At 42.0% G+C, this 22,376-nt stretch carries 26 protein-coding genes; all 26 read right to left on the bottom strand.

Annotated features, from left to right (window positions below; all coding sequences use genetic code 11):
• Positions 1-39: 39 nt before the first annotated feature.
• The 26 genes from flhA to hslU all read right to left on the bottom strand — a co-directional run bounded on the left by flhA (position 40) and on the right by hslU (position 22,375).
• Positions 40-2,076, bottom strand: a complete 2,037-nt coding sequence (gene flhA, locus AC0VX7_RS08940; protein ID WP_215031624.1) for a flagellar biosynthesis protein FlhA — start codon at positions 2,074-2,076, stop codon at positions 40-42.
• Positions 2,077-2,110: 34 nt separating this feature from the next.
• Complete coding sequence (flhB, locus tag AC0VX7_RS08935) at positions 2,111-3,196, bottom strand: flagellar biosynthesis protein FlhB (protein WP_475427525.1); 1,086 nt, start codon at positions 3,194-3,196, stop codon at positions 2,111-2,113.
• Positions 3,197-3,973 (bottom strand): flagellar biosynthetic protein FliR, encoded by a 777-nt coding sequence (gene fliR / locus AC0VX7_RS08930; protein WP_475427524.1) that lies wholly within the window; start codon positions 3,971-3,973, stop codon positions 3,197-3,199.
• 4 nt (positions 3,974-3,977) lie between these two features.
• Entirely contained in the window at positions 3,978-4,247 is a 270-nt protein-coding gene (fliQ, locus tag AC0VX7_RS08925) for a flagellar biosynthesis protein FliQ (protein ID WP_023614879.1), read from the bottom strand.
• 14 nt (positions 4,248-4,261) lie between these two features.
• Positions 4,262-4,927, bottom strand: a complete 666-nt coding sequence (gene fliP, locus AC0VX7_RS08920) for a flagellar type III secretion system pore protein FliP (RefSeq protein WP_475427523.1) — start codon at positions 4,925-4,927, stop codon at positions 4,262-4,264.
• A complete protein-coding gene (locus AC0VX7_RS08915) occupies positions 4,920-5,585 on the bottom strand; it encodes a flagellar biosynthetic protein FliO (RefSeq protein WP_475427522.1) in 666 nt (221 codons plus the stop codon). The genes fliP and AC0VX7_RS08915 overlap by 8 nt, the downstream gene beginning before the upstream one ends.
• Positions 5,586-5,606: 21 nt before the next feature.
• Positions 5,607-5,969: a response regulator gene (locus AC0VX7_RS08910; protein WP_023614882.1), complete on the bottom strand. Its 363-nt coding sequence runs from the start codon at positions 5,967-5,969 to the stop codon at positions 5,607-5,609.
• Positions 5,970-5,987: 18 nt separating this feature from the next.
• The gene (gene fliY / locus AC0VX7_RS08905; RefSeq protein WP_475428113.1) at positions 5,988-7,259 is read right to left on the bottom strand and encodes a flagellar motor switch phosphatase FliY; all 1,272 of its coding nucleotides are present in this window, start codon (positions 7,257-7,259) and stop codon (positions 5,988-5,990) included.
• Complete coding sequence (gene fliM, locus AC0VX7_RS08900; protein ID WP_041967241.1) at positions 7,246-8,247, bottom strand: flagellar motor switch protein FliM; 1,002 nt, start codon at positions 8,245-8,247, stop codon at positions 7,246-7,248. Before fliM ends, fliY begins: the two co-directional genes overlap by 14 nt.
• A gap of 44 nt (positions 8,248-8,291) precedes the next feature.
• Complete coding sequence (gene fliL / locus AC0VX7_RS08895; protein ID WP_475427521.1) at positions 8,292-8,720, bottom strand: flagellar basal body-associated protein FliL; 429 nt, start codon at positions 8,718-8,720, stop codon at positions 8,292-8,294.
• Positions 8,710-8,931: a flagellar FlbD family protein gene (locus tag AC0VX7_RS08890; RefSeq protein WP_475427520.1), complete on the bottom strand. Its 222-nt coding sequence runs from the start codon at positions 8,929-8,931 to the stop codon at positions 8,710-8,712. Before AC0VX7_RS08890 ends, fliL begins: the two co-directional genes overlap by 11 nt.
• Before the next feature lie 54 nt (positions 8,932-8,985).
• Positions 8,986-10,188, bottom strand: a complete 1,203-nt coding sequence (locus AC0VX7_RS08885; RefSeq protein ID WP_475427519.1) for a flagellar hook protein FlgE — start codon at positions 10,186-10,188, stop codon at positions 8,986-8,988.
• A gap of 81 nt (positions 10,189-10,269) precedes the next feature.
• On the bottom strand, positions 10,270-10,659 hold the full coding sequence (locus tag AC0VX7_RS08880) for a TIGR02530 family flagellar biosynthesis protein (RefSeq protein WP_475427518.1): 390 nt from the start codon (positions 10,657-10,659) through the stop codon (positions 10,270-10,272).
• A 17-nt stretch (positions 10,660-10,676) separates the two neighbouring features.
• Positions 10,677-11,306: a flagellar hook assembly protein FlgD gene (gene flgD / locus AC0VX7_RS08875; protein WP_475427517.1), complete on the bottom strand. Its 630-nt coding sequence runs from the start codon at positions 11,304-11,306 to the stop codon at positions 10,677-10,679.
• A 10-nt stretch (positions 11,307-11,316) separates the two neighbouring features.
• Entirely contained in the window at positions 11,317-12,543 is a 1,227-nt protein-coding gene (locus AC0VX7_RS08870) for a flagellar hook-length control protein FliK (RefSeq protein ID WP_475427516.1), read from the bottom strand.
• 29 nt (positions 12,544-12,572) lie between these two features.
• The gene (locus AC0VX7_RS08865; RefSeq protein WP_475427515.1) at positions 12,573-13,160 is read right to left on the bottom strand and encodes a MotE family protein; all 588 of its coding nucleotides are present in this window, start codon (positions 13,158-13,160) and stop codon (positions 12,573-12,575) included.
• Between the two features lie 5 nt (positions 13,161-13,165).
• Positions 13,166-13,612: a flagellar export protein FliJ gene (fliJ, locus tag AC0VX7_RS08860; protein ID WP_475427514.1), complete on the bottom strand. Its 447-nt coding sequence runs from the start codon at positions 13,610-13,612 to the stop codon at positions 13,166-13,168.
• 7 nt (positions 13,613-13,619) lie between these two features.
• Positions 13,620-14,933: a flagellar protein export ATPase FliI gene (gene fliI / locus AC0VX7_RS08855; protein ID WP_475427513.1), complete on the bottom strand. Its 1,314-nt coding sequence runs from the start codon at positions 14,931-14,933 to the stop codon at positions 13,620-13,622.
• Positions 14,933-15,703 (bottom strand): flagellar assembly protein FliH, encoded by a 771-nt coding sequence (fliH, locus tag AC0VX7_RS08850; protein ID WP_475427512.1) that lies wholly within the window; start codon positions 15,701-15,703, stop codon positions 14,933-14,935. Before fliH ends, fliI begins: the two co-directional genes overlap by 1 nt.
• Complete coding sequence (fliG, locus tag AC0VX7_RS08845) at positions 15,687-16,703, bottom strand: flagellar motor switch protein FliG (RefSeq protein ID WP_023614895.1); 1,017 nt, start codon at positions 16,701-16,703, stop codon at positions 15,687-15,689. The genes fliH and fliG overlap by 17 nt, the downstream gene beginning before the upstream one ends.
• Before the next feature lie 11 nt (positions 16,704-16,714).
• A complete protein-coding gene (fliF, locus tag AC0VX7_RS08840; protein WP_475427511.1) occupies positions 16,715-18,310 on the bottom strand; it encodes a flagellar basal-body MS-ring/collar protein FliF in 1,596 nt (531 codons plus the stop codon).
• A gap of 76 nt (positions 18,311-18,386) precedes the next feature.
• Positions 18,387-18,665 (bottom strand): flagellar hook-basal body complex protein FliE, encoded by a 279-nt coding sequence (fliE, locus tag AC0VX7_RS08835; RefSeq protein ID WP_233435016.1) that lies wholly within the window; start codon positions 18,663-18,665, stop codon positions 18,387-18,389.
• 45 nt (positions 18,666-18,710) lie between these two features.
• Entirely contained in the window at positions 18,711-19,160 is a 450-nt protein-coding gene (gene flgC, locus AC0VX7_RS08830) for a flagellar basal body rod protein FlgC (RefSeq protein WP_475427510.1), read from the bottom strand.
• A gap of 2 nt (positions 19,161-19,162) precedes the next feature.
• Complete coding sequence (gene flgB / locus AC0VX7_RS08825) at positions 19,163-19,558, bottom strand: flagellar basal body rod protein FlgB (RefSeq protein ID WP_475427509.1); 396 nt, start codon at positions 19,556-19,558, stop codon at positions 19,163-19,165.
• Positions 19,559-20,060: 502 nt separating this feature from the next.
• Positions 20,061-20,840 (bottom strand): GTP-sensing pleiotropic transcriptional regulator CodY, encoded by a 780-nt coding sequence (gene codY / locus AC0VX7_RS08820; protein ID WP_041964478.1) that lies wholly within the window; start codon positions 20,838-20,840, stop codon positions 20,061-20,063.
• 128 nt (positions 20,841-20,968) lie between these two features.
• A complete protein-coding gene (hslU, locus tag AC0VX7_RS08815) occupies positions 20,969-22,375 on the bottom strand; it encodes an HslU--HslV peptidase ATPase subunit (protein WP_475427508.1) in 1,407 nt (468 codons plus the stop codon).
• Position 22,376 lies beyond the last annotated feature (1 nt).

Genomic DNA, 22,376 nt, shown 5'->3' with positions numbered 1-22,376 from the left:
TTGCTTCCGGCATGGATGAAGCTGTATACTTTTTCACTTTCATTCTACATTCACCACTCCGACACTTTGGACTTCAACATTTGCTTCAAGTTCGTTATAAGACAATACAGGAATCTGTGCAAAATACCTTTCAGTCAACTGGCGCACATACATCCTGACCGCAGGAGAGCATAATATGATTGGTGTTTGTTCCATTATGCTCAATTGCTCCACCTGGTTTGCCACAGATTCCAAGATACCTTGAGAAACGGCGGGGTCAAGAGATAAGTAGTTACCGTGCTCTGTTTGCTGAACACCATCTGCAATTACCTTTTCTACTCGTCCTGAGAGTGTAATCACCTTTAAGGTTTCTCCGTTTCTTGAATACTGGTTCGTGATTTGCCTAGCAAGTGCCTGGCGAACGTATTCAGCTAGGATGTCTGTATCTGTTGTTACTTTTCCGTAATCTGCAAGTGTTTCGAAGATAATTGGCAAATTCCTGATTGATACATTCTCCTTAAGCAGCTTGCCAAGTACTTTTTGAATTTCACCAACTGATAATGGATTAGGTGTTGCTTCCTCGACAAGGATTGGATAGCTTTCACGAAGATGATCGATCAGCTGCTTCGTTTCCTGTCTTCCCAGCAGTTCATGTGCATTAGCCTTGATCACTTCTGTAATATGTGTCGACACAACTGAAGGAGGATCGACAACGGTGTAGCCGAAGATTTCAGCCTGTTCCTTCATTTCTTCCGTGATCCATTTAGCAGGCAATCCAAAACTTGGTTCGATAGTATCGATTCCTTCAATTGAATCATCATCTATACCAGGACTCATTGCCAGATAATGATCGAGAAGCAATTCTCCCCTCGCCATTTCGTTTCCTTTGATTTTCAGTCTGTATTCATTAGGCTGGAGCTGGATATTGTCCCGGATCCTGACCACCGGAATGACCAGTCCCAGCTCAATGGCCAGCTGCCTCCTGATCATGACAATCCGGTCGAGCAGGTCTCCTCCCTGGTTAGCGTCTGCAAGGGGGATCAACCCATACCCGAATTCAAACTCAATCGGATCAACATTTAATAGATTGACAACACTTTCAGGACTCTTCATCTCGTCCATCTGAATGTCTTCTTCCATTTCCTGCAGCTGCTGCTTATCCGGCTCTGGAACACGGGAGAAGGAATAGCCGCCAAAAGCCATCAATGCCGCGATTGGAATCGTAAGCATATCGTGGATCGGCGTAAACAGCCCTAAAAGGAAAATCGTTGCTGCCCCGACATAAAGCATTTTAGGATAAGCAAGTAACTGTGAGGTAATATCAATTCCAAGATTCCCGTCAGAAGCAGCTCGAGTAACCACTATACCCGTCGCTGTCGAAATCAGAAGTGCTGGAATTTGGCTGACAATCCCATCCCCTACGGTCAATAGTGAGAATTTTTCAGCTGATTCTCCAATGCTTAACCCTAATTGAGTCATGCCGATGACAATCCCAAAAATCAAGTTGATCAGAACGATGATGATTCCCGCGATCGCATCTCCTTTTACGAATTTACTCGCACCGTCCATCGCGCCGTAAAAATCGGCTTCACGACTTACTTTTTCGCGTCGTTCACGTGCCTGCTGTTCAGAAATCATCCCGGCATTTAAATCAGCATCAATACTCATTTGTTTACCAGGCATCGCATCAAGTGTAAACCTTGCTGCAACCTCTGACACACGCTCTGAACCTTTCGTGATAACGATGAATTGGATAATGATCAAGATCAGGAACACAACCATCCCGACAACCACATTCCCTCCGACAACGAAGGTACCGAAGGTCTCAACCACCCCGCCAGCTTCACCTTTTGACAGAATTGAACGTGTTGTCGATACATTCAGGCCAAGCCTGAATAAAGTTAACAACAGCAGCAGTGAAGGAAAAACAGAAAACTGGAGCGGCTCGGTCATATTCATTGTGTTCAATAGCACCAGGAGTGCAATTGAGATGTTTACCATGATTAGTACACTTAATAGCCATGGTGGAAAAGGAATGATCAACATGGCTACGATTAATATGACACTAAGCAGGACGGACAGATCTCTTGCTGACATAGTACTTCTCTCCTAAACACTGCATACCTAAGAATTACAGCACTTTATTTTTTGTTTGATACACAAAGGCCAGGATTTCTGCCACCGCTTTGAAAAATTCCTCAGGAATGGCATCCCCGATTTCAGCCTGGCTGTATAAAGCCCTTGCCAGAGGACGGTTCTCGACAGAAATAATATCATTTTCCTTGGCAATCAATTTAATCTTCTGTGCGACAAAATCGACACCTTTTGCTACAACAATCGGGGCATCGGACTTCTGTTCGTCATACTTTAACGCAATCGCAAAATGGGTCGGGTTTGTTATGACCACATCCGCTTTTGGCACTTCTTGCATCATCCGCCGCATTGCCATCTCTCTTTGCTTCTGCTTGATTTTCGACTTGATCAGAGGGTCACCTTCGATATTTTTATACTCATCCTTCAAGTCTTGTTTTGACATACGGATACTTTTCTCATAATCATATTTTTGGTAAAGATAGTCCAATAATGATAAAAATAGCAATGCTCCGGAAGCAAAAAGGCCCATTTGGAGCGTCAGCCCGGCAATAGTGGCAATTGCAGCACCTACACTCTTATTAGCGAGCAGCAGGACTTCGTCCAATCTCAGCCATAGAACCGAGAATGCAATCACTCCTACAAAGGTGATTTTGAGGATTGATTTTAGCAATTCAACGATAGCCCTCATGGAAAAGATCCTCTTGAAGCCGCTGATCGGATTAATTTTTTCAAGTTTCATTTGTATTGCTTCAGTAGAAAACATATAGCCGACTTGGATGTAGTTGGCGGCCACCCCTGCAATCAACGCAACGATCATGACCGGGCCAAGGAAAATGACCAGTTCACCCAAAATTTCAATTACAATGGATTCAATGTTATTTGCTGTCAAATCCATCAACATATAATTCTGCAAGGAGTGGCGAAGAATTCCGATAAGTCTCTCCATCATCACACTGCCAAAAAACATCAAAAACAAAAACACAGCAAGGAGGACAATAGCTGTATTGACATCCTGGCTTTTGGCAACCTGTCCTTTTTTCCGTGCGTCCTGTCTCTTTTTAGGAGTCGCTTTTTCTGTCTTCTCGCCTGCAAAAAATTGCAGGTCTAATCTTAAAAATTCCATTTAAGCTCCTCCGATCAATTCCATCAATCCTCTCATTGTCGCAAGAGTGGTGGAAAATAGATCCGTTATAACCATGATCAGCACGCCCATTACCGCAATAAGGACGAGGAAGCTGACAGCAATTTTAACCGGCAGTCCGACAACGAATATATTCAATTGCGGGACGGTTCTCGCTACAATCCCGAGCGCAACATCAACCAGGAACAAGCTCCCGACAACCGGCAAGGACATTTGGAAGGCAATAATGAACATTTTGTTAAAAGCCAGGATGATGAACTCTGCAATATTTTCGTTCCCAAACGGAATCATCACCTGATCAATCGGGATAAAATCATAACTGTAAAATATTCCGTCCATCAATAAATGATGGCCATTGACTGTAAGCAGAAACAACAGAGCAATGGTATATAAATACTGTCCCATCAGCGGGCTTTGTGCCCCTGTTTGTGGATCGATGACATTCGCAATCGCAAACCCCATCTGAAAATCAATGAATCCCCCGGCAATCTGGATGGCAGCCATCATTAACGCCGCAATGAAGCCTATCAATAACCCAACCATTGCTTCCTTGATGACCAGCATGAAATACGTGCTATCTACTGCGATTTCTGGAGCACCTATTGCGGTGAACATGATGATAGAAAGCATGAATCCCAGCCCTACTTTATGTGATGCAGGGATCGTCCGATATGAAAATAAAGGCATCATCAAGAAAAAGGACGTCACCCTTACAAAAATCAGCAGGAATGCCGGAAACGCTGGAATAAAATCTAGCATCTCATCAGCCTACAAACCTTGTAAGATTTGAAAATATTTCACTCGCATAGCTCAGCATATAACTTAACATCCACGGACCAAAGAAAACGACTCCGACCAGGACGGCCACAATCTTTGGGACAAAAGCCAGTGTCTGTTCCTGGATTTGCGTAGTTGCCTGAAAAATACTGACGATCAAACCAACTACCAGCGCTAGGATCAGCAATGGGCCTGAAATCATTAATACCGTATAAATTCCTCGTTCAGCTATCGAAATAACCGCTTCTGATGTCATTTTCATTCACCTGCTTAAAAACTTTGTAATAATGATTTCACGACTAAATACCATCCATCTACCATGACAAAAAGCAAAATTTTAAATGGAAGGGAAATCATGACTGGCGGCAGCATCATCATACCCATGGACATCAGGACACTAGCCACAACCATATCAATTACCAAAAAAGGGATGAAGATCATAAACCCGATTTGGAAAGCTGTTTTGATTTCACTGATGGCAAATGCCGGGACAAGGGCTGTCAGAGGGATATCCTGAACAGATTCGGGCGTCTCAGCCTTTGAATATTCAAGGAATAACGCTAAATCCTTCTGCCTCGTGTGAGCGCTCATGAATTCCTTAAAAGGGATAGATGCCCTCTCATATGCTTGCTCCAAATTGATTTCTTCATTGAATAAAGGCGTCAGAGCCTGTTCATTCACTTCATGGAAAGTAGGGGCCATGATGAAGAATGACAGGAACATCGCAAGTCCGACCAACACTTGGTTGGGCGGCATTTGCTGTGTTGCAAGCGCCGTTCTGACAAAGGAAAGAACGATGATGATCCTCGTAAAACTTGTCATTAAAATCAGGATGCCTGGCGCAATTGAAAGTACAGTCAGCAGGAGCATCAGCTTTACGGATGTCGATACACTCTCAGGAGCACTGCTGTTGAAAAACTCCATAAACTCATTCATCTTTTTCTGACCCTTTCATTTGTATCTCCTCAAGCATTTTCTTTCTTCCGCTCGCCATATCACTCAGTTGATTCTTCAGTAACGCGGAAAATTCTGAACGCTGATTGCCGCCATCTTTTTTCGCTCTTTTAAGCAACTTTGTCACAATATCGCTTGGCTGTACGAGCTGCTCCATTTTATTGTTATATTCCTGGATGACTTGGCTGTACTCTTCCGGGTCGTCTATTTCTTTTAAAAGCTGTATATTTTCTCCCACACCAACGATGAGCAGCTTATTGCCCGCTTTAACGATCTGGACTGACCTATTGGCTCCAAGACTCGTGCCTCCAAGATTCTCTACAAGCTGCGAGCTTTTATATACAATACTCTTTTTATTGATGAATTTAAGGAGGAAGTAGATTAATGCTGCCACAAATACTGTAGCAAGAATCATCTTGAGAAAATCAAGGAAACCGACCCCTACTTGGGATTTCTTATCGTCTGATTGCTTCGTTGTCTTATCTGCCTGTCCATCATCACACGACTCAGGGGTTTTCATACAATCCTGCACGCTTTTATTAAGCTGCTCTGCGCTCGCCAAACCAATTGGACTGAACAGAGCAGCTAATAAGAAAAGAATTGTCGAGGCAGTTCGGATTAATTTTAACAATTGCCGCACCCTCTATATGATAAAAGTTCACTAAGCTAATGTTTTTGAAATCGCTTCAATAACGCGGTCAGCCTGGAATGGCTTTACGATGAAATCTTTGGCTCCTGCCTGGATTGCATCAATGACCATCGCTTGCTGGCCCATTGCTGAACACATGATGACCTTTGCATTCGGATTGATTTTCTTGATTTCCTTTAAAGAAGTGATGCCGTCCATTTCCGGCATTGTGATATCCATTGTGACAAGGTCAGGCTGGAATTCTTTATATTTTTCAAGTGCCTGTGCACCGTCTGCTGCTTCTGCGACAACTTCAAAGCCGTTCTTTGTCAAAATGTCCTTAATCATCATTCTCATGAAAGCCGCATCGTCTACGACTAAGATCTTGTTTGCCATTGGAATTCCTCCTGTAGGTTATTTCAATTTTTTAATGCGATCGCTCTGGCTGATTATATCAGTAACACGGACTCCAAAATTCTCATCAATAACAACTACTTCACCCTGCGCAATCAGGCGATTGTTAACAAGAATATCGACTGGTTCTCCAGCTAGTTTGTCTAGTTCGATAATTGAACCCGACCCCAGTTCGAGGATGTCCCTAACCGAACGTTTCGTTCTGCCAAGTTCAACTGTGACCTGCAGCGGGATATCAAGCAGCATATCCAGGTTCTTTGTCTCCGCCTGCTGTGTCTGTACTGTCTCAAAACTAGAGAATACTGCAGGTTGAACAGTTGGCTGCGCACCCGGCATCACATGGCCAATATGCTGTGGTACTGGCTGAATCGGCTGTGAATAGCCGTATCCTTGTTGAACGCCCTGATTGGTTTGTGGCTGATAAAAAGCCGGCTCCTGCTGCACCTGGTATTCTGGCTGCTGCATCGGCTGAGTTTTGGCGTAGTTTGGCTGTTCTTGTGATGTAATTGAATGATTAAGTTCAACCTGATTGCTTTGCGGTATAGGTGGTGCTTGGGTTTCAGGTGCAGTTTCCGGAACATGTGCTCCACCGGGATTCAATAATTCATCAACCAGACTTTTAGCGAAACTGACGGGCAAAAGTTGCATAATATTCGAATCTATTAAATTGCCAATCTTTAGCGAGAACGATACTTTTACCAAAATATCATCTTCAGGAATCGATTCAGTGCCTTCTCCTTCAGCTACATTCAACAGATTGATATTTGGTGGTGAAATATCGACTCGTTTGCTAAATACAGTCGACATCGAGGTTGCCGCAGATCCCATCATCTGGTTCATTGCCTCTTGTACGGCACTCAGCTGAATCTCATCAAGTAAATCCCTTGGGTTCAATCCATCGCCACCCAGCATTAAATCGGCGATAATCGCAGCGTCATTTTGCTGGATCACAAGCATATTGCTGCCGGTAAATCCTTCTGTGTAATAAACCTGAACGGCCACATAAGGATCTGGAAAAGCATCTTCAAGTTTTGATCTATGCACAGCTGTAACCGTAGGGGTATTAATTTCCACCTTCTGGTTCAATAAAGTTGATAGCGCGGTAGCTGAACTACCGAATGATATATTGCCTATTTCTCCTAACGCATCTCTTTCCATAAAAGAAAAATAGTCATCTACATTAATGGTACTTTCTGTTTCTTCTGCTTCATCAGAGCTTCCTCTTAGAAGCGCATCAATTTCATCTTGAGATAACATGTCATCGCTCACCATCATCGTCTCCCCCCTTAAATGTATCAAACACTTGAATGGCTAATTTTTTGTTGATTTTCCCTGGCTGTCCTACAAATTTAGGGATATCTCCGACTTTTATCAGTAATGGTTTATCAATCTGCTGATTCAATTCAATCACGTCGCCGATCTCAAGCATTAAGAAGTCCTGGATCGATATTTCAGATGAACCAATTTCAGCCGTAATTGAAACATCAGCTTTCTGGATTTCACTTTGCAATACTGAATTTTCGATTGGCAAGCTTTGTTTCTTATCGGACTGCATCCAATATTTCACTGACAACTTAGGAATGATCGGCTCAAGGACCACGTGAGGAATACAGATATTGATCATTCCGCTTGCTTCTCCGATCGTGGTATTCAGTGAAATGACCACGACGGTTTCATTTGGCGAAACCATCTGCAAGAACTGCGGATTGATTTCGAATTCTGAAAGCTGCGGATCGATATCAGAAATCGAGCTCCATGCCTCCCGGAAATTTTCAAAAGCTTTCTCGAACATATTGGACATGATCCTGGTTTCGATTTCAGTCAAGCTATCGACTTTATTATGACTTGTCCCTTTTCCACCAAGCAGCCTGTCCATCATCGCGTATGCAATATTCGGATTAACCTCCATCAGGATTCTGCCTTCCAGAGGTTCTACATCGAATACATTCAAGATTGTCATCTTGGGAATGGACCGGATGAATTCCTCATAAGGAATCTGATCAGCTGATGCGACACTAATATTGACATAGGTCCTTAACTGAGCTGAGAAAAAGGTCGTCAATAGCCGGGCAAAGTTTTCATGAATTCGGGTAAGGCTGCGGATCTGGTCTTTCGAGAAACGCAAAGCTCTTCTAAAATCATATACTTTAACCCTTTTTTCTACTTGTTCTTTCTTTAATTCATCCGCATCCATTTCTCCTGTTGATAAAGCGGATAACAAAGCATCTATTTCGCTTTGCGATAATACCTCTCCCGACATTCTCTTCACCTCCATGTGGTTACGGTAGTTTAATTCATTCTGTTTTATGGGATGAGAGAACCCGTTATATAGACCTTATTGATTTTTCCATCCAGCATCAGGTCATTCAGCTTTGCTTTGAGGGTTTCTTCAAGGTTCATCTTGCCTTCCTTGCCTTGCAGCTCTTCTGCCTTTTTCTCGGATAATTCATAAATAATCAGGTTTTTCACCTGAAAATCTCTCTTTTGCAACTCTTCTTTTGCTTTTTTGCCGTCTGTTTCAATTTTAAAAGAAATTTTAATAAAATCATTTGATGCCAAATTCGTAGTTACTTCTGGGATGTCCACCGAAGCTTCCAGCACCTCATCGATGCTTGGTTCTTTTTCGCCATCCTCAGCACTAAGCTTCATAACCGCTACAACTGCTATAGTCCCTACGAGCAATATGGCTACCAGCATGACCGACATAATCATTACCAGCTTATTATTCTTCATGATTCTGATCCTCCAACACTCGCCCTCCAAGAAGGCCGACACTCTGATAAAATTCCTGGATTAATTTACTCACTTCATCTTCACTTTCCCTTACGACATACTTTCGCCCATTGGTTAATGTAATCGTTGTGTCCGGAAAAGCTTCAACCACTTCGATAAATAATGAATTAATTCTAAATGCTTTACCGTTTAATTTAGTTACTTTAATCACAATAATTCACAGGGGCTAAAAGGATTACCCTTTCAGCCCTGCTCCTCTCCTAGTCTATCGTTTTAAGTTTACGAGCTCCTGGAGGATTTCATCAGATGTTGTAATGATTCTGGTATTTGCCTGGAAACCACGCTGAGCCGTGATCATTTCGGTAAACTCTTCCGAAAGGTCTACATTGGACATTTCAAGTGCTCCCGCTGCGATGGAACCCCTGCCTTCACCAGCAACATTGATATTGGCTGTTCCAGAGTTGACTGACTCCTGGAATGTGTTATTTCCTACTTTGGAAAGTCCTGATGGGTTACTGAATTTAGCCAGTGCAAGCTGTCCAAGCGTCAATACTAAACCATTTGAGAATACACCATTTATCTCACCCGTTGAGCCGATGTTGAAGCTTTCGAGAGCGCCCTGAGTGTTGCCGTCAGGGTAGGCGTTGGCGTCTAGGCTGCCCCCATCAATAGTCAGAGCATTTAATGGCAGGGCTACTGTGAAGGGTGTTGCTACGCCTCCTTTGTTAATCAGCAGGCCAGCACTTTCAATATCATTTGTTGGTACTTTAATATCTACTTCTACTACATTTGCGGTAGGATCGTTGGGATCAACAGGTAATGATTTATCTACGAACGACAATTTCCAGTCACCTGTAGACGCAGTTACAGGGGAAATTTTCATGTCAATAACATGCTCTATTCCATCATTATCGACTATTTTTAGTTGCTGAAGCAGTTCAGAAGCCCCTTTAGCATCTTTTGGCAGGTTACCTTTCATGACTAATTCAGTTGTAACCTTTGCAGGTAATAATGCATTTACATTCACTGTTATATCCTCTAACTGGCCATTCGCATTCAGTGATTGCACTTTATTACCTTCACCAGTAACCAATGTCCCATTATCATCTAGATAGAAGTTTCCTGCACGGGTATACATTTGGGACTGTCCTTGTTTTACAACAAAATATCCATCGCCTGAAATTGCAAGGTCAAGTGCGCGTCCTGTTGTTTGCAAGCTTGATTGAGTGTCGATCATATCGATGGTCGCAATCGTGGAGCCCAACCCCACCTGCATTGGGTTCTTGCCGCCCTTGTTCTCTGTAGCAGCACTTGCGCCCGAGATTGTTTGATTCATAGTATCTTTAAAAGTAACACGGCCCTTTTTGAAGCCGTATGTATTTACATTGGCAATATTGTTTCCAATCACATCAAGTTTTGTTTGGAAGTTTTTCATCCCACTGATTCCTGAGTACATTGAACGAAGCATTTTTTAAAACTCCTTTCGATTTGGGGGCTGCTTCAATCGGTCCACAGCCCAGGCCTCCGTGAAGGTCCAGCCTTTTTATTTTTAATTTTCCATAACGATGGTTCCATTTATATTGGTGAATATTTGTTCAGCTGCTTCCTGCCTTCCCATTGCGGTAATAACTGTGTTGTTTTTCGCACTGACAATCAACGCCGCGTCTTTCAGCAGGACAAGCGAATCACTCACGCCCTTGGCCTTAGCCTGACTAACTTTTTCCTCAATCCTGTTCCAGCGCTCCTGCGATATATTGATTCCACGCTGCTCCAGCCGTTCAGTTGCATGCTTACTTATTGTTAGTCCATTCTTTGATTGGATCGCACTTTGCAATTGCAAGGAAAAAGGTGTTTGTGTTAATTTGTTGGCTTTAACAGGTTTATGGTTTGTCCTGTTAACAGGCAGTGAATGAATTGGATGAAAGTTTGTTTTATCCATTACATCACTTCCTTACGTTATTGAATTTTGGTGATTTGTGAAGAAATGATGCTTGTTTTATTCTCATCATCTAGTAAATAAGATGTTTTGCCATTCTTAAATGAAACAGACAGGACATTAGCAGATTTTTCTTGTTTATTTTCATCAAGATAGGTAATTGTTTTCCCAATCAGCATACTCGCCTGCAACATATGATTTTCACTTGATAACTCATTGATTTGGGAAATGTTCGCCGGTTCCAGGGTCGTGCCGTCCTCAAGCACAAAAGAAACGGTGTCTTCCTTGAACTGCACAGAGGCTACCTTCCCATTTCCCTGTTGAACGGTTTCCTCGCCATTTGCTGTTTCAATCTTATGCCATGTAATCTCTTTGCCCACAAACTGGCTATAGGAAATCATTTTATTTTGCTGTTCAGCTTGTACAAATCGGTCTATTGACTTCCCCATATTCGTGATTTGCTCAAGTGTCGAAAATGTTGCCATCTGGGCTATAAAATCTTTATCCTGCATCGGATTCATAGGATCCTGATTCTGGAGCTGGGTCATCAAGATTTTTAAAAAATCATCTTTCCCAAGAATATCTGAACCAGCTTTCCTGTCCTTTTGAAGATTCGACAGCAGATAAGAAGAATTAATACTATTCACCATTGTCTGTCTCCTATACTTCAGTATTTAACAGTGCTTCTTCGAAGGAAAGGTTAAAATCTCCTTTTTCTTCTTTCTTTTCCTGCTTTCCTCTGTCAGGCTGCCTCTCCTGTTGCTGAGAATCTCTATTCAAGAAACGTTCTTGCTGGGCCTGCTGCTGAGTCACTTCAATTCTTTCTACTGAAAGATTTTGTGCCGCAAAAGCCTGTTTGAGACCATTAATCTGTGATTCCAGCGTTTCTTTTGCCGTGCCAGAAGTAGTTATGATTCTCGCCATCATCGTTTGATCCTTTTGGAAGAGCTCTATCCGGATGCTGCCAAGGTGCTCAGGGTATAGTTTAATGAATAGTTTTTGTGTTCCCCCACTGTTCATGAAATGCGATTTTGAAAGAATCGATTCAAATTGTTTCATTAACTGTTCAGATGAAACCGGTCTTTCAGGGCTATTCATCGTTAACATCAATTGCTCAGCCTTTGTCATCTGTGGGAGATAAGCAACAGTTCCTGCTGGACCGTCCGTCTTTAATCCTGAGCTACTCTCTGTAAAAGTTATTTTTTTTGAGTTTGCAAGGTTTAGATCACTCGCTAACTGGGTAAATCTTTTTTGTAAATAATCTGTATGAGAATTTGGTTTACCCGTATCTAAGAGGTTCTTTAATTCTTCACCAAGATTTTTCAGTGATTCTTTAACAGAATCAGAGCTTTTATATACGGTCCCATCAGCATATCTAGTCATTAACTCCAAAAGCTTTAATGCCTTTAATGTCTGCAAATCATTTTGTTCTAACTTCACCAGTAATTGATTTCCATTTTGATTGGCAATTCCCGTTATTATTGCCGCTAAGGATGACAATAGCTCATCTTCAGAGGCACTCTCGATATCACCTTCACCGTTACCGGTCCATTTTTGGATAAAAAGCTTCAAATCTTCTTTGTTGATTCCAAAATGGGCCAGCGCCTTAGTTAATAGATTTTCAGAGTCTGAATTCAATACATCCAGCAACTTCATTCCATCTTCCAAGTCTAAAAGATCATTTATGTTGATCATTTCTGCCAAGGCACCCAGACTTTCAAGTTTTTTTTCACCCTGCGCGGATTCAGTTGAGGGTGTTGAAGCTGCTTTTCCGGATAAAACTGTTGACATTAACCCGGCAAAGCTTCCCCCATTCCCTGCCTTATCGGACAGTTTCTGATTTCCCGTGGCAATGGTATTAAAAAATCCAAGACCTCCTATTTCCATTTTTTCACCTCCTCTCAGATTTCGTCAGACTAATTTCCGTTCGTTTCGTTTGTCAATAATTCTGTATACTTTGCTGCTTCTTCGGCAGGGAGCTTTTCCATAATGGCAGCAAGTGATTCTGGCTTAATGTTTGTCAGAATCTTCACTGCTTCCTCCGTATCCATTTTAGAAATAATCGGAGCGGCACTCTTTGCTGACATCGTTTCATAGGTTTTGACGATTTCCCGGAAGGCTCGCTTGTTTTCCTCCTGGATCGCGGTCAATTCCTCTATTTGTGCTTGCAGCTGTGCTTTTTCCAGTTCCATTCGTTTTAGCTGTGTATCTTTGCTGTCGACTTTTGACTGCAGTTGTTCCATTTTTGCTTCGCGGTCTTTAATTTCTGCTTCAAGGCTGATGATATCTTTTTCAAATTCTTCAATGGATAGTGGCTTTTCTTCCTTAACATACTGAGATATGAAGGGTACTTTGCCGCCGATGTCCTTCGCCGTGTCAAAAATATTGACACCTAGAATCGAAAGTGCAACCAAAGCAATAACAATTGCAAACAAGGTTGGAATTGCTATCACATATAAAAACCATTGAAACTTGTTTCCATCCTGATTTTCTTTTTCCTCCACGCTGATCACCTAATTTCCCGGTTCATGTATTGCTGAATCGAGACTTCGTCCATCATCCTGCTCTCTGCATATTTTTCAGCAGCAAGAAATTGAAGATGGTCTTTCTCTTTGATTTTTTCATACTTTTTCACTTCCTGATTTTTTTCCATCAGCTGCACTTGTTGATAATTCATGATGTTTCTCGCATTCATCACGACTTTCTGATAGTGGGTAATCGATTTTTCAAGATTGCTGATAAACTGTTGATGGTGTCGTATTTCCTGGACCGGCAAACCATCTAGCAGCCGGTCTGATTGAAAGCTCTCAAGATCTTCTTTTTTCTTCAGAAGATGGTAGAGTCTGTCAGCCGCCTCTTCGAACTTTTTTACTGAATCCTGGTATACGACTTGTGCTTCGTCCACTTCTCTCGACTTGAGTGAAAGGATCTTATCAAACTTGAATTGATACCGCATTGATCCATCAACCTTTCCTTACTAACTGCAATAAAGCCTGAACGCTCTCATTTATTGAGACTTTTTCATTGGTGCCTTGCTTTAAGAAATTAAGGATTTGAGGGTATCTCATAATCGCTTCATCTATCTCCGCAGAAGTACCTTTTTTATATGCCCCGATATTAATTAAATCCTCAGCATTGATGTAGGTACTAAGTAATTCCCTCAATCTTTCAGCCGCTTTGACATGTTCATCGGCGACAATATTGTTCATGATTCGGCTTATGCTTTTTAACACGTTCACTGCAGGGTACTGGCCTTTATTGGCTAAGTCCCTGTCTAATACAAAGTGGCCATCCAGTATTCCCCTTACTGTATCAGCAATAGGTTCATTCATGTCGTCACCATCTACAAGGACGGTATAAAAGCCTGTTATTGATCCAAATTCATTCGTCCCTGTCCTTTCAAGAAGCCTTGAAAGGATGGCGAACACTGATGGAGTATAGCCTTTCGTGGTAGGAGGTTCTCCCACTGCGAGACCTACTTCACGCTGCGCCATAGCCACTCGAGTAACTGAATCCATCATCAGCATGACATTCAATCCTTTATCACGAAAATACTCTGCGATGGCTGTTGCTGTATAGGCTCCTTTGATCCGCATTAATGCAGGCTGGTCTGAAGTGGCAACAACTACTATCGAACGCTTTAGTCCTTCAGGACCTAGATCACGTTCGATGAACTCCCTGACTTCTCGACCCCGTTCTCCAATCAACCCAATAACATTCAGGTCTGCTGTAGTATTTCTCGCGATCATTCCCAGCAAAGTACTTTTCCCTACACCACTCCCGGCAAATATCCCAACACGCTGGCCGCTGCCAACTGTCAGCAGGCTGTCAATCATCCTGACTCCGACTTCTATCGGTTCCAAGATTGGCGGTCTGCTCAAAGGGTTGGGAGGGTCTTGTTCTGTAGGAACTGACGCCAATCCTTTTGGCAGGCTGGATTGATCCAATGGAACACCTAGCGAATCAACGACTTTGCCAATCAATCCCGGTCCTGCTTTAATTTCAAGTGGTTTCATTGTCGTTTCAACGAGACTTCCTGGTGATATATCATGTAGAGATGTATACGGCATCAAAATGACGTTTTCATCTTTAAAACCGACAACCTCCGCCTGGATTTTCCGCTTTTTCTTTGTACCCACATGAATAAAGCAGACATCGCCTATTGAACTTTCAGGCCCTTGTGACTCAATCATCAAGCCAACAACTCTTTTTACACGTCCATACCGTTTAAAACTATCCAGAAAGTCGACATGTTCCAATAAATCTTTGGCCTTCACTATTGTTCACTCTCCAGCATTTCAAACAGCTTATTTTTGATTTCTTCCAATTGGCTGTCTACACTTGCGTCGACCCTGCCATTTTCAGATTCGATGATGCACGATGTCTCCTCAAGGTCTTCATCCGGGTAAATATAGAAATCAATATCCTTTGGAAAGATGGCAATCAGTTCATCCTTTTGATTAAGCAGATCTTGATAGTGTTTCGGATGTACATGAAGCTGAATATCCCTATAATCCCTGGAGTTTTTTAACGCCCTTTTTACCAGGGGAAGGAACGCTTCATCTGCAGCCAATTTTTCCCCGATGATCTTCCCAGCTATTTTCACTCCGAGATCAAGAATCACCTTTTCTGATGATTCAATATGATTCTCATAATCTCTTTTCGACGCATCTACTGTTTCCTGGGCAAACATGATTGTTTGACGGTACTCTTCATACCCCTGGGTTCTACCTTCTTGATAGCCTTGTTCAAAGCCCAACTGCCTGGATTCTTCGGCCAATAAAGATTTTTGCTGATCCCATTCTTGCTGTTCCAGTTGGGCTTGCTGCCGGATCTGCTCTGCTTCCTCAATGGCCTTTGACACAATGTTATCCGCCTCTGCCACAGCACCCTCGAGAATCCGCCTTCTTTCATCTTCTGTATGAGTGAAGACCTGTGGGACTTCTTGTTGTTCCGATGATTCTAACACCCGTATAGAGATGACCTTCTTTTCTGCAGGAATATTACTGGTGTATTGGGATTTGATAAGCCTAGACAATAATATCATCTCCTCCGCCACGGGCAATGACGATTTCACCAGCTTCTTCTAGACGACGGATAATTGCTACAATCCTGGATTGTGCTTCTTCAACATCGCGAAGCCTTACAGGGCCCATGAATTCCATTTCATCCTGGAAGGTTTCGACCATACGCTTAGACATATTTTTAAAGACAATTTCTTTCACTTCATCACTTGAAACTTTAAGAGCAAGCATGAGATCTTCATTTTCACAGTCTCTGATAACACGCTGGATTGCACGGTTATCAAGTGTAACGATATCTTCGAACACGAACATCCGCTTTTTGATTTCCTCTGCAAGCTCAGGGTCCTGGATTTCTAGAGCATCAAGAATCGTGCGCTCGGTTGCACGGTCCACTCCGTTCAATACATCCACTACAGCCTCAATACCGCCAGTTTGCGTATAGTCTTGAGTAACAGTGGCTGAAAGCTTTCTTTCCAGGATTTGCTCGACCTCATTGATAATTTCTGGTGATGTGCTGTCCATCACTGCAATACGGCGTGCAATATCTGCCTGGACGTCTTGCGGCAGTTCAGATAAAATCTGGCCTGCTTGTGCCGAATCTAAATAAGAAAGTATAAGTGCAATTGTTTGTGGATGCTCGTTTTGAATGAAATTGAGAATTTGCCCAGCATCCGCTTTTCGAGCGAAATCAAACGGCCTTACTTGCAGTGATGAGGTCAATCTATTGATAATCACAGCGGCCTGGTCGGTCCCTAATGCTTTTTCTAACACCGTCTTCGCGTAACCGATTCCACCTTGCGTGATATAATCCTGCGCAAGCGCGATGCTGTGGAATTCTTCCAGAATTTCTTCCTTTGCCAGAGAGTCAACCTTCTTCACACCTGATATTTCAAGTGTAAGCTTCTCGATTTCTTCTTCACTTAAATGCTTATAAACCGAAGCAGAAACATCTGGGCCAAGCGAGATCAGGAGGATTGCTGCCTTCTGTTTTCCTGTTAATTCCTTTTGGTCTTTCCTCACCATTGGTCCTCCTCCTAATCCTCAGAAATCCAAGTTCGCAATAGCTTTGCGAAATCCTCTGGCTTTTCTTTCGCCATTTTTTCCAGCTGCTTTTTCTTCATTGTGCCTTCTGTCTCAAATTCCTTGTTCACATCAGGAACACGAATTTGCTCATATTTTTCTTCCATTACATATTCTTCTTCTACTTCTTTCTTTCTCGATCTCATAAATAGTAGTAATAAAACTACAATACCTGCTAGCAATAATCCGCCAACAAGGTATACCCACCAAGGCAGCTTCTCTACAGTATTATTATTATCGAAGGTGACTTTACCATTGAACGGCTGCACTGATACAACGACCTTGTCTTCAATCACTTCATCTGTCAGTTCTTCGCCTAACGAATCTTTATCAATGGTCGTTCTAACGATGGTACCAAGAATTTTTGTAATATCCTCTACACGTTCCTGCGGCAATGAATTACGGTCATCTGGAGTTGGCGGTTCGACCATCACCTGAATCCCAAGATCTCTCACCTTGTATGGACTCTCGGTGATTTCCTTACGAATTCTGCTGACCTCATTATTAATTGTTTCTTCGACTCTCTCATAATCTCCGTTACCGTTGGCGCCTTCAAGGTATTGAGATCCAGTGGTTTCACCAGGGTTTCCTCCCTCGGGAATTCCACCTGCCTGATCTGCATTCCCAGTGAAAGTTTCAGTAATTCGCTGGGCACTGATTGCGATTCCTTCCATATTTTCTTTATCAACAGGCTCAACGATGTTTTCTTCTCTGTTTTCCTGGGTAAAGTCTACATCGGCGGTAACGGAAACAACTACTTTATCATGCCCCATAAGAGTGCCAAGCAAATTTTGGACCTGCCTTTGCACATCTCTCTCTATTTGCTGTTTGATCTGATGCTGAGAAGCAAAGGATGCTCCACTGGAATTATTTTCATTTTTTAGATCAAAGTACTCAAAATATTGATTCATGATGACGATATTATCTGTAGGAAGGTTGGGAACACTTTTAGCCACTAAGTGATAGAGTGCATTTATTTGATCTTCCTTGAATTGATAACCTGGATTTGTATTTAGCACGATGGATGCCGATGCAGGCTGCTCATTATCGCTAACAAAAATCCCTTTTTCAGGCAGGTTAATCATTACCTTCGCATCATTGACGCCATCGATTCCTTTCATCAAATCAGCAAGCTCTGTTTGCATAGCATCCAGTTTTAAAACAAAGAATTCATTATCTGTCATACCGAGGCCGGCATTCTGGCTGAAAAATGAATAATCGATACTTCCTGATTTAGGAATTCCTTCAGCTGCCAGCTCAACTTTTAAGCTATCAACCGATTCTTTCGGAACAAGGATGGTATTGCCTCCATCTGCGATTTCAGATTTTATGCCCCTTGCATCAAGGCTTTCTTTGATACTTCCTGTCTCGGCTGGAGAAAGATTGCTATAAAGCGGCTCAAGGGATGTCCTCGAGGTAAAAAAGGCTGTAAGGACGGCAACTGTCAAAACAAAGAATATAGACGCACCAAGAGTGATTTTTTGCTTTCTGGTGCGCCCTTGCCAGAAATCCTTCATTGTATGTATATACTTTTGAACGGTTTCTTTCATTTCAATCCCCCGGTTATTAAGTCTCTTCTTTTTATACAGCTAATAACCGATCTAATCTTAGTTTTTAGCTAATTTATTAAACTTGCATTCTCATCATTTCCTGATATGCTTCAACCACTTTGTTTCTGACTTCCATTGTAGCCTGCAGGGTAATGCTCGCCTTTTGGCTCGCAATCATTACCTGATGGAGGTCAACGTTCTCCCCACGAGCTAGTTTTTCCGTCATTGCATCTGACTGAAGCTGTGTTTTATTTAAATTATCAATAGATTGCTTAAGTACGGACGAAAAACTCTTTTGTGCTTCGTATGGTGTAGGTGTGGGAGTAGACACTTTTGTATCAAATGGCCTGACCATTTGGCTAACAGAATTAATCCCAGCTGAGTTCATTTAGTTCTCTCCTTATTTTCCTATTTCGAGGGCTTTCATCATCATGCCCTTGGAAGCGTTGAAAACTGTGACATTTGCTTCATAAGATCGTGTCGCGCTTATTAAATCCACCATTTCCCTTAATGGATCGACATTGGGATACGCAACATACCCTTCTTGATTTGCATCCGGGTGTTCAGGGTCATATACCATCTTAAGAGGATTTTCCCTGTCCTCTATTATTCTTGATACTTTAACTCCATTTCCCGTCCCTGATCCGTCTGTTTTCCCCATTGCTTTATTTAGGAATGAAGAAAAATTTCCTTCCTTAGGTTGCAGGACGACCATTTTCCTGCGGTACGGCTCTCCATTTACGCCTCTTGTAGAATCTACATTCGCCATGTTGGAAGAAATGACATCCATTCTGAGGCGCTGGGCGGTTAAAGCAGATGCTGTCGTGTTCATGCTATGAAACATGCTCATGCTTATTTACCTCCCCTAATGACTGTTTGGAGAGAGTTGAACTTTCCATTAATCCTCTCGGTCAGCGCATTATAGTAAATTTGGTTTGTAGCCAAATCGGCCATTTCTTTATCCAAATCAACACTATTCCCATTCTCGTTATAATTCACGTTCGCATTAGTAACGACTCCAGGCAAACGACTCGCTTTGCTGCTGAAATCATAATGGCGGGCATCTGATCTATTCGCTTGAAAGGATTTGCCCATCACATCCTGAAATACAGCCTTGAAGGACACGTCCTTTGCTTTATAGTTCGGTGTATCAACATTCGCGATATTCTGCGAAATGACTTTTTGCTTCGCAGAAGAATAGTTCAACGCATGTTCTAGGGTTGATACAGTGTTTGAAAACAACTTCATTTTTGCACCTCACAATTGCCACACTGGATTATTTTGGTGAATTTTGTAATTCCTTGTTGAATTTCGTCATTATATTCCTAATTGTAAAGAATCTGAAATAATCTGTCTATGTACTTTCGGTTAATTTTTATCATGCATAATGCTCATTTTTAAAAATGGTATAAAAGACCTATAAGTTTGCTTTATTTATTTTTTTCACCAATTAACCCTATGTTTCTGTAAAGTTTTTTAAAAAATATAAGAAAAAAGAATCACAAAATGGTTTGTTTGTTATTTTTCATTAGGTAAAAAAACCTATATAAAATGTCATTTTTTCCATTTTTTTCTACCAAATAAGCATAACTTTTGACAGTAAAATTAGAAGCGTGTAAAAAACCCGAAACAAAATTGTAATATTTATCTGTTAAAAACCTTATTGTCCTGCCGCCGCTATTTTACGGTCCTGTTAGACAAGATGTAAAAAAACACAAAAAAATCCGCTGAAGATCAGCGGATTTTTGCTTTAGTTACTTTTTAACTTTTCAAGTTCAAATAGGAACTTGTCATTTAATACCTTGATATAAGTTCCTTTCATTCCAAGGGAACGGGACTCGATAACGCCTGCGCTTTCAAGCTTGCGTAGTGCGTTGACGATTACGGAACGTGTGATTCCGACTCTGTCAGCGATTTTGGAAGCAACTAGAAGGCCTTCTTTTCCGTTAAGTTCTTCAAAGATGTGCTCGATCGCTTCAAGTTCACTGTAGGATAATGAACTGATTGCCATTTGAACTACAGCCTTGCTTCTTGCTTCATCCTCAATCTCTTCTGCCTTTTCACGAAGGATTTCCATTCCTACAACGGTTGCGCCATATTCTCCAAGGATAAGGTCATCGTCGTGGAATTGTTCTTCAAGACGGGCAAGGATCAATGTTCCCAGACGTTCACCACCGCCGATGATCGGCACGATTGTTGTTAAGCCGTTTTTGAAAAGTTCTTTGTTTTCAACAGGGAATGCTGTGTACTCACTCTCAACATCCAGGTTCGGTGATGTCTCCTGGATATTGAAAAGATTCTTCGTATACTCTTCAGGGAATTGGCGGTCTTCGAGCATTTTTACCATACGCTCGTTTTCAATTTGCTGATTGATTCCTAAACCTAAAAGCTTTCCTCTGCGGCTTACAACAAAGATGTTGGCCTCGATTACTTCACTTAGTGTTTCTGACATTTCTTTAAAGTTTACCGGTTTACCGGCAGCTTTTTGGAGCAGGGCATTAATTTTTCTAGTTTTTGATAGTAAGTCCATTGTTTCTTCCTCCTATTTGCTTCAACAAAAAATACATTTATTTTAATCCTGGCTAGTTTCAATACTTAAGCACAATAAGTAGTCTTTATTTGTCTACCCTATTGAGTATGCATTAAAACGATTAACCATTATAATATGAACTGGCTTAAATCTTTGTTTCTTGAGATAGCGCCAAGTTTTTCTTCTACATATTGTGGAGTAATCGCTACCTTCTCCAAATTGATATCTGGAGCTTCAAAGCTCAGGTCTTCAAGCAGCTTCTCAAGAATTGTCTGCAGTCTTCGCGCTCCGATGTTATCCGTATTCTGATTCACATCATAAGCGACTTCAGCTATCTTACGAATAGCATCGTCAGAAAATTCAATTTGTATACCTTCTGTTTCCAATAAAGCTTCATATTGCTTTGTAAGTGCATTATCAGGCTCAACAAGAATCCTGTAAAAGTCCTCAACTGTCAGCTTAGTAAGCTCTACCCTGATTGGGAAACGCCCTTGCAATTCAGGTATCAGATCGGAAGGCTTCGCCATGTGGAACGCACCTGCAGCGACGAACAAGATATGGTCTGTTTTTACAGGACCGTACTTCGTGTTGACTGTCGACCCTTCCACAACAGGAAGTATGTCCCTCTGAACACCCTCACGCGAAACATCTGCACTGGAGCCACCCGTATTCTTGCTGGCAATTTTATCAATTTCATCAATGAAAATGATGCCTGCCTGCTCAGCACGGTATGTAGCTTCCTGAGTCACCTCATCCATATCAATCAGCTTATGGGCTTCCTCATTGATTAATAACTTCCTGGCCTCACGTACAGGCAGCTTTCGTTTCTTGCGTTTCTTAGGCACCAAGCCACTCAAAGCATCCTGCATATTCATTCCCATTTGTTCCATTCCAGAACCCTGGAGCATATCGAACATAGAAGGCGTCTGCTCCTCGACTTCGACGGTTACCAACTCATCCTCAAGTTCACCTTTTTCGAGCTTTTCCTTGATGACTTTACGCTTTTCGAATAACCCTAAATCTTCTGATTGGTTTTGCTCTTGATCAGGCTGCTGCTGGCTTCCACCGAACAACATTTCAAGTGGGTTTTTGTAATTCACTGATTTTTTCGCTGAAGGGACTAACAGTTCGACAAGACGGCGGTTTGCATTTTCTTCTGCCGGTTCCTTGACACGCTCCATTTTTTCCTCTTTTACAAGCCTGATTGAGGTTTCAACAAGATCCCGAACCATGGATTCGACATCACGGCCAACATAACCGACTTCAGTGAACTTAGTCGCTTCCACCTTTACGAAAGGAGCGCCAACTAACTTAGCCATCCTTCTGGCAATCTCAGTTTTACCTACACCAGTAGGTCCAATCATCAGGATATTCTTAGGGATGATTTCATCCCGGATATTTTCAGCGAGCAAGCCACGGCGGTATCTATTCCTGAGAGCAACTGCAACAGCTTTTTTAGCATCCTTTTGACCGATAATATACTGGTCCAGCTTTTCCACGATCTGCCTTGGAGTTAAATTTGTCGTTTGTTTCACA

It is taken from the genome of Mesobacillus sp. QJM3NY_10 (assembly GCF_056173465.1).
This window is presented reverse-complemented; position numbering and strand designations above follow the sequence as displayed.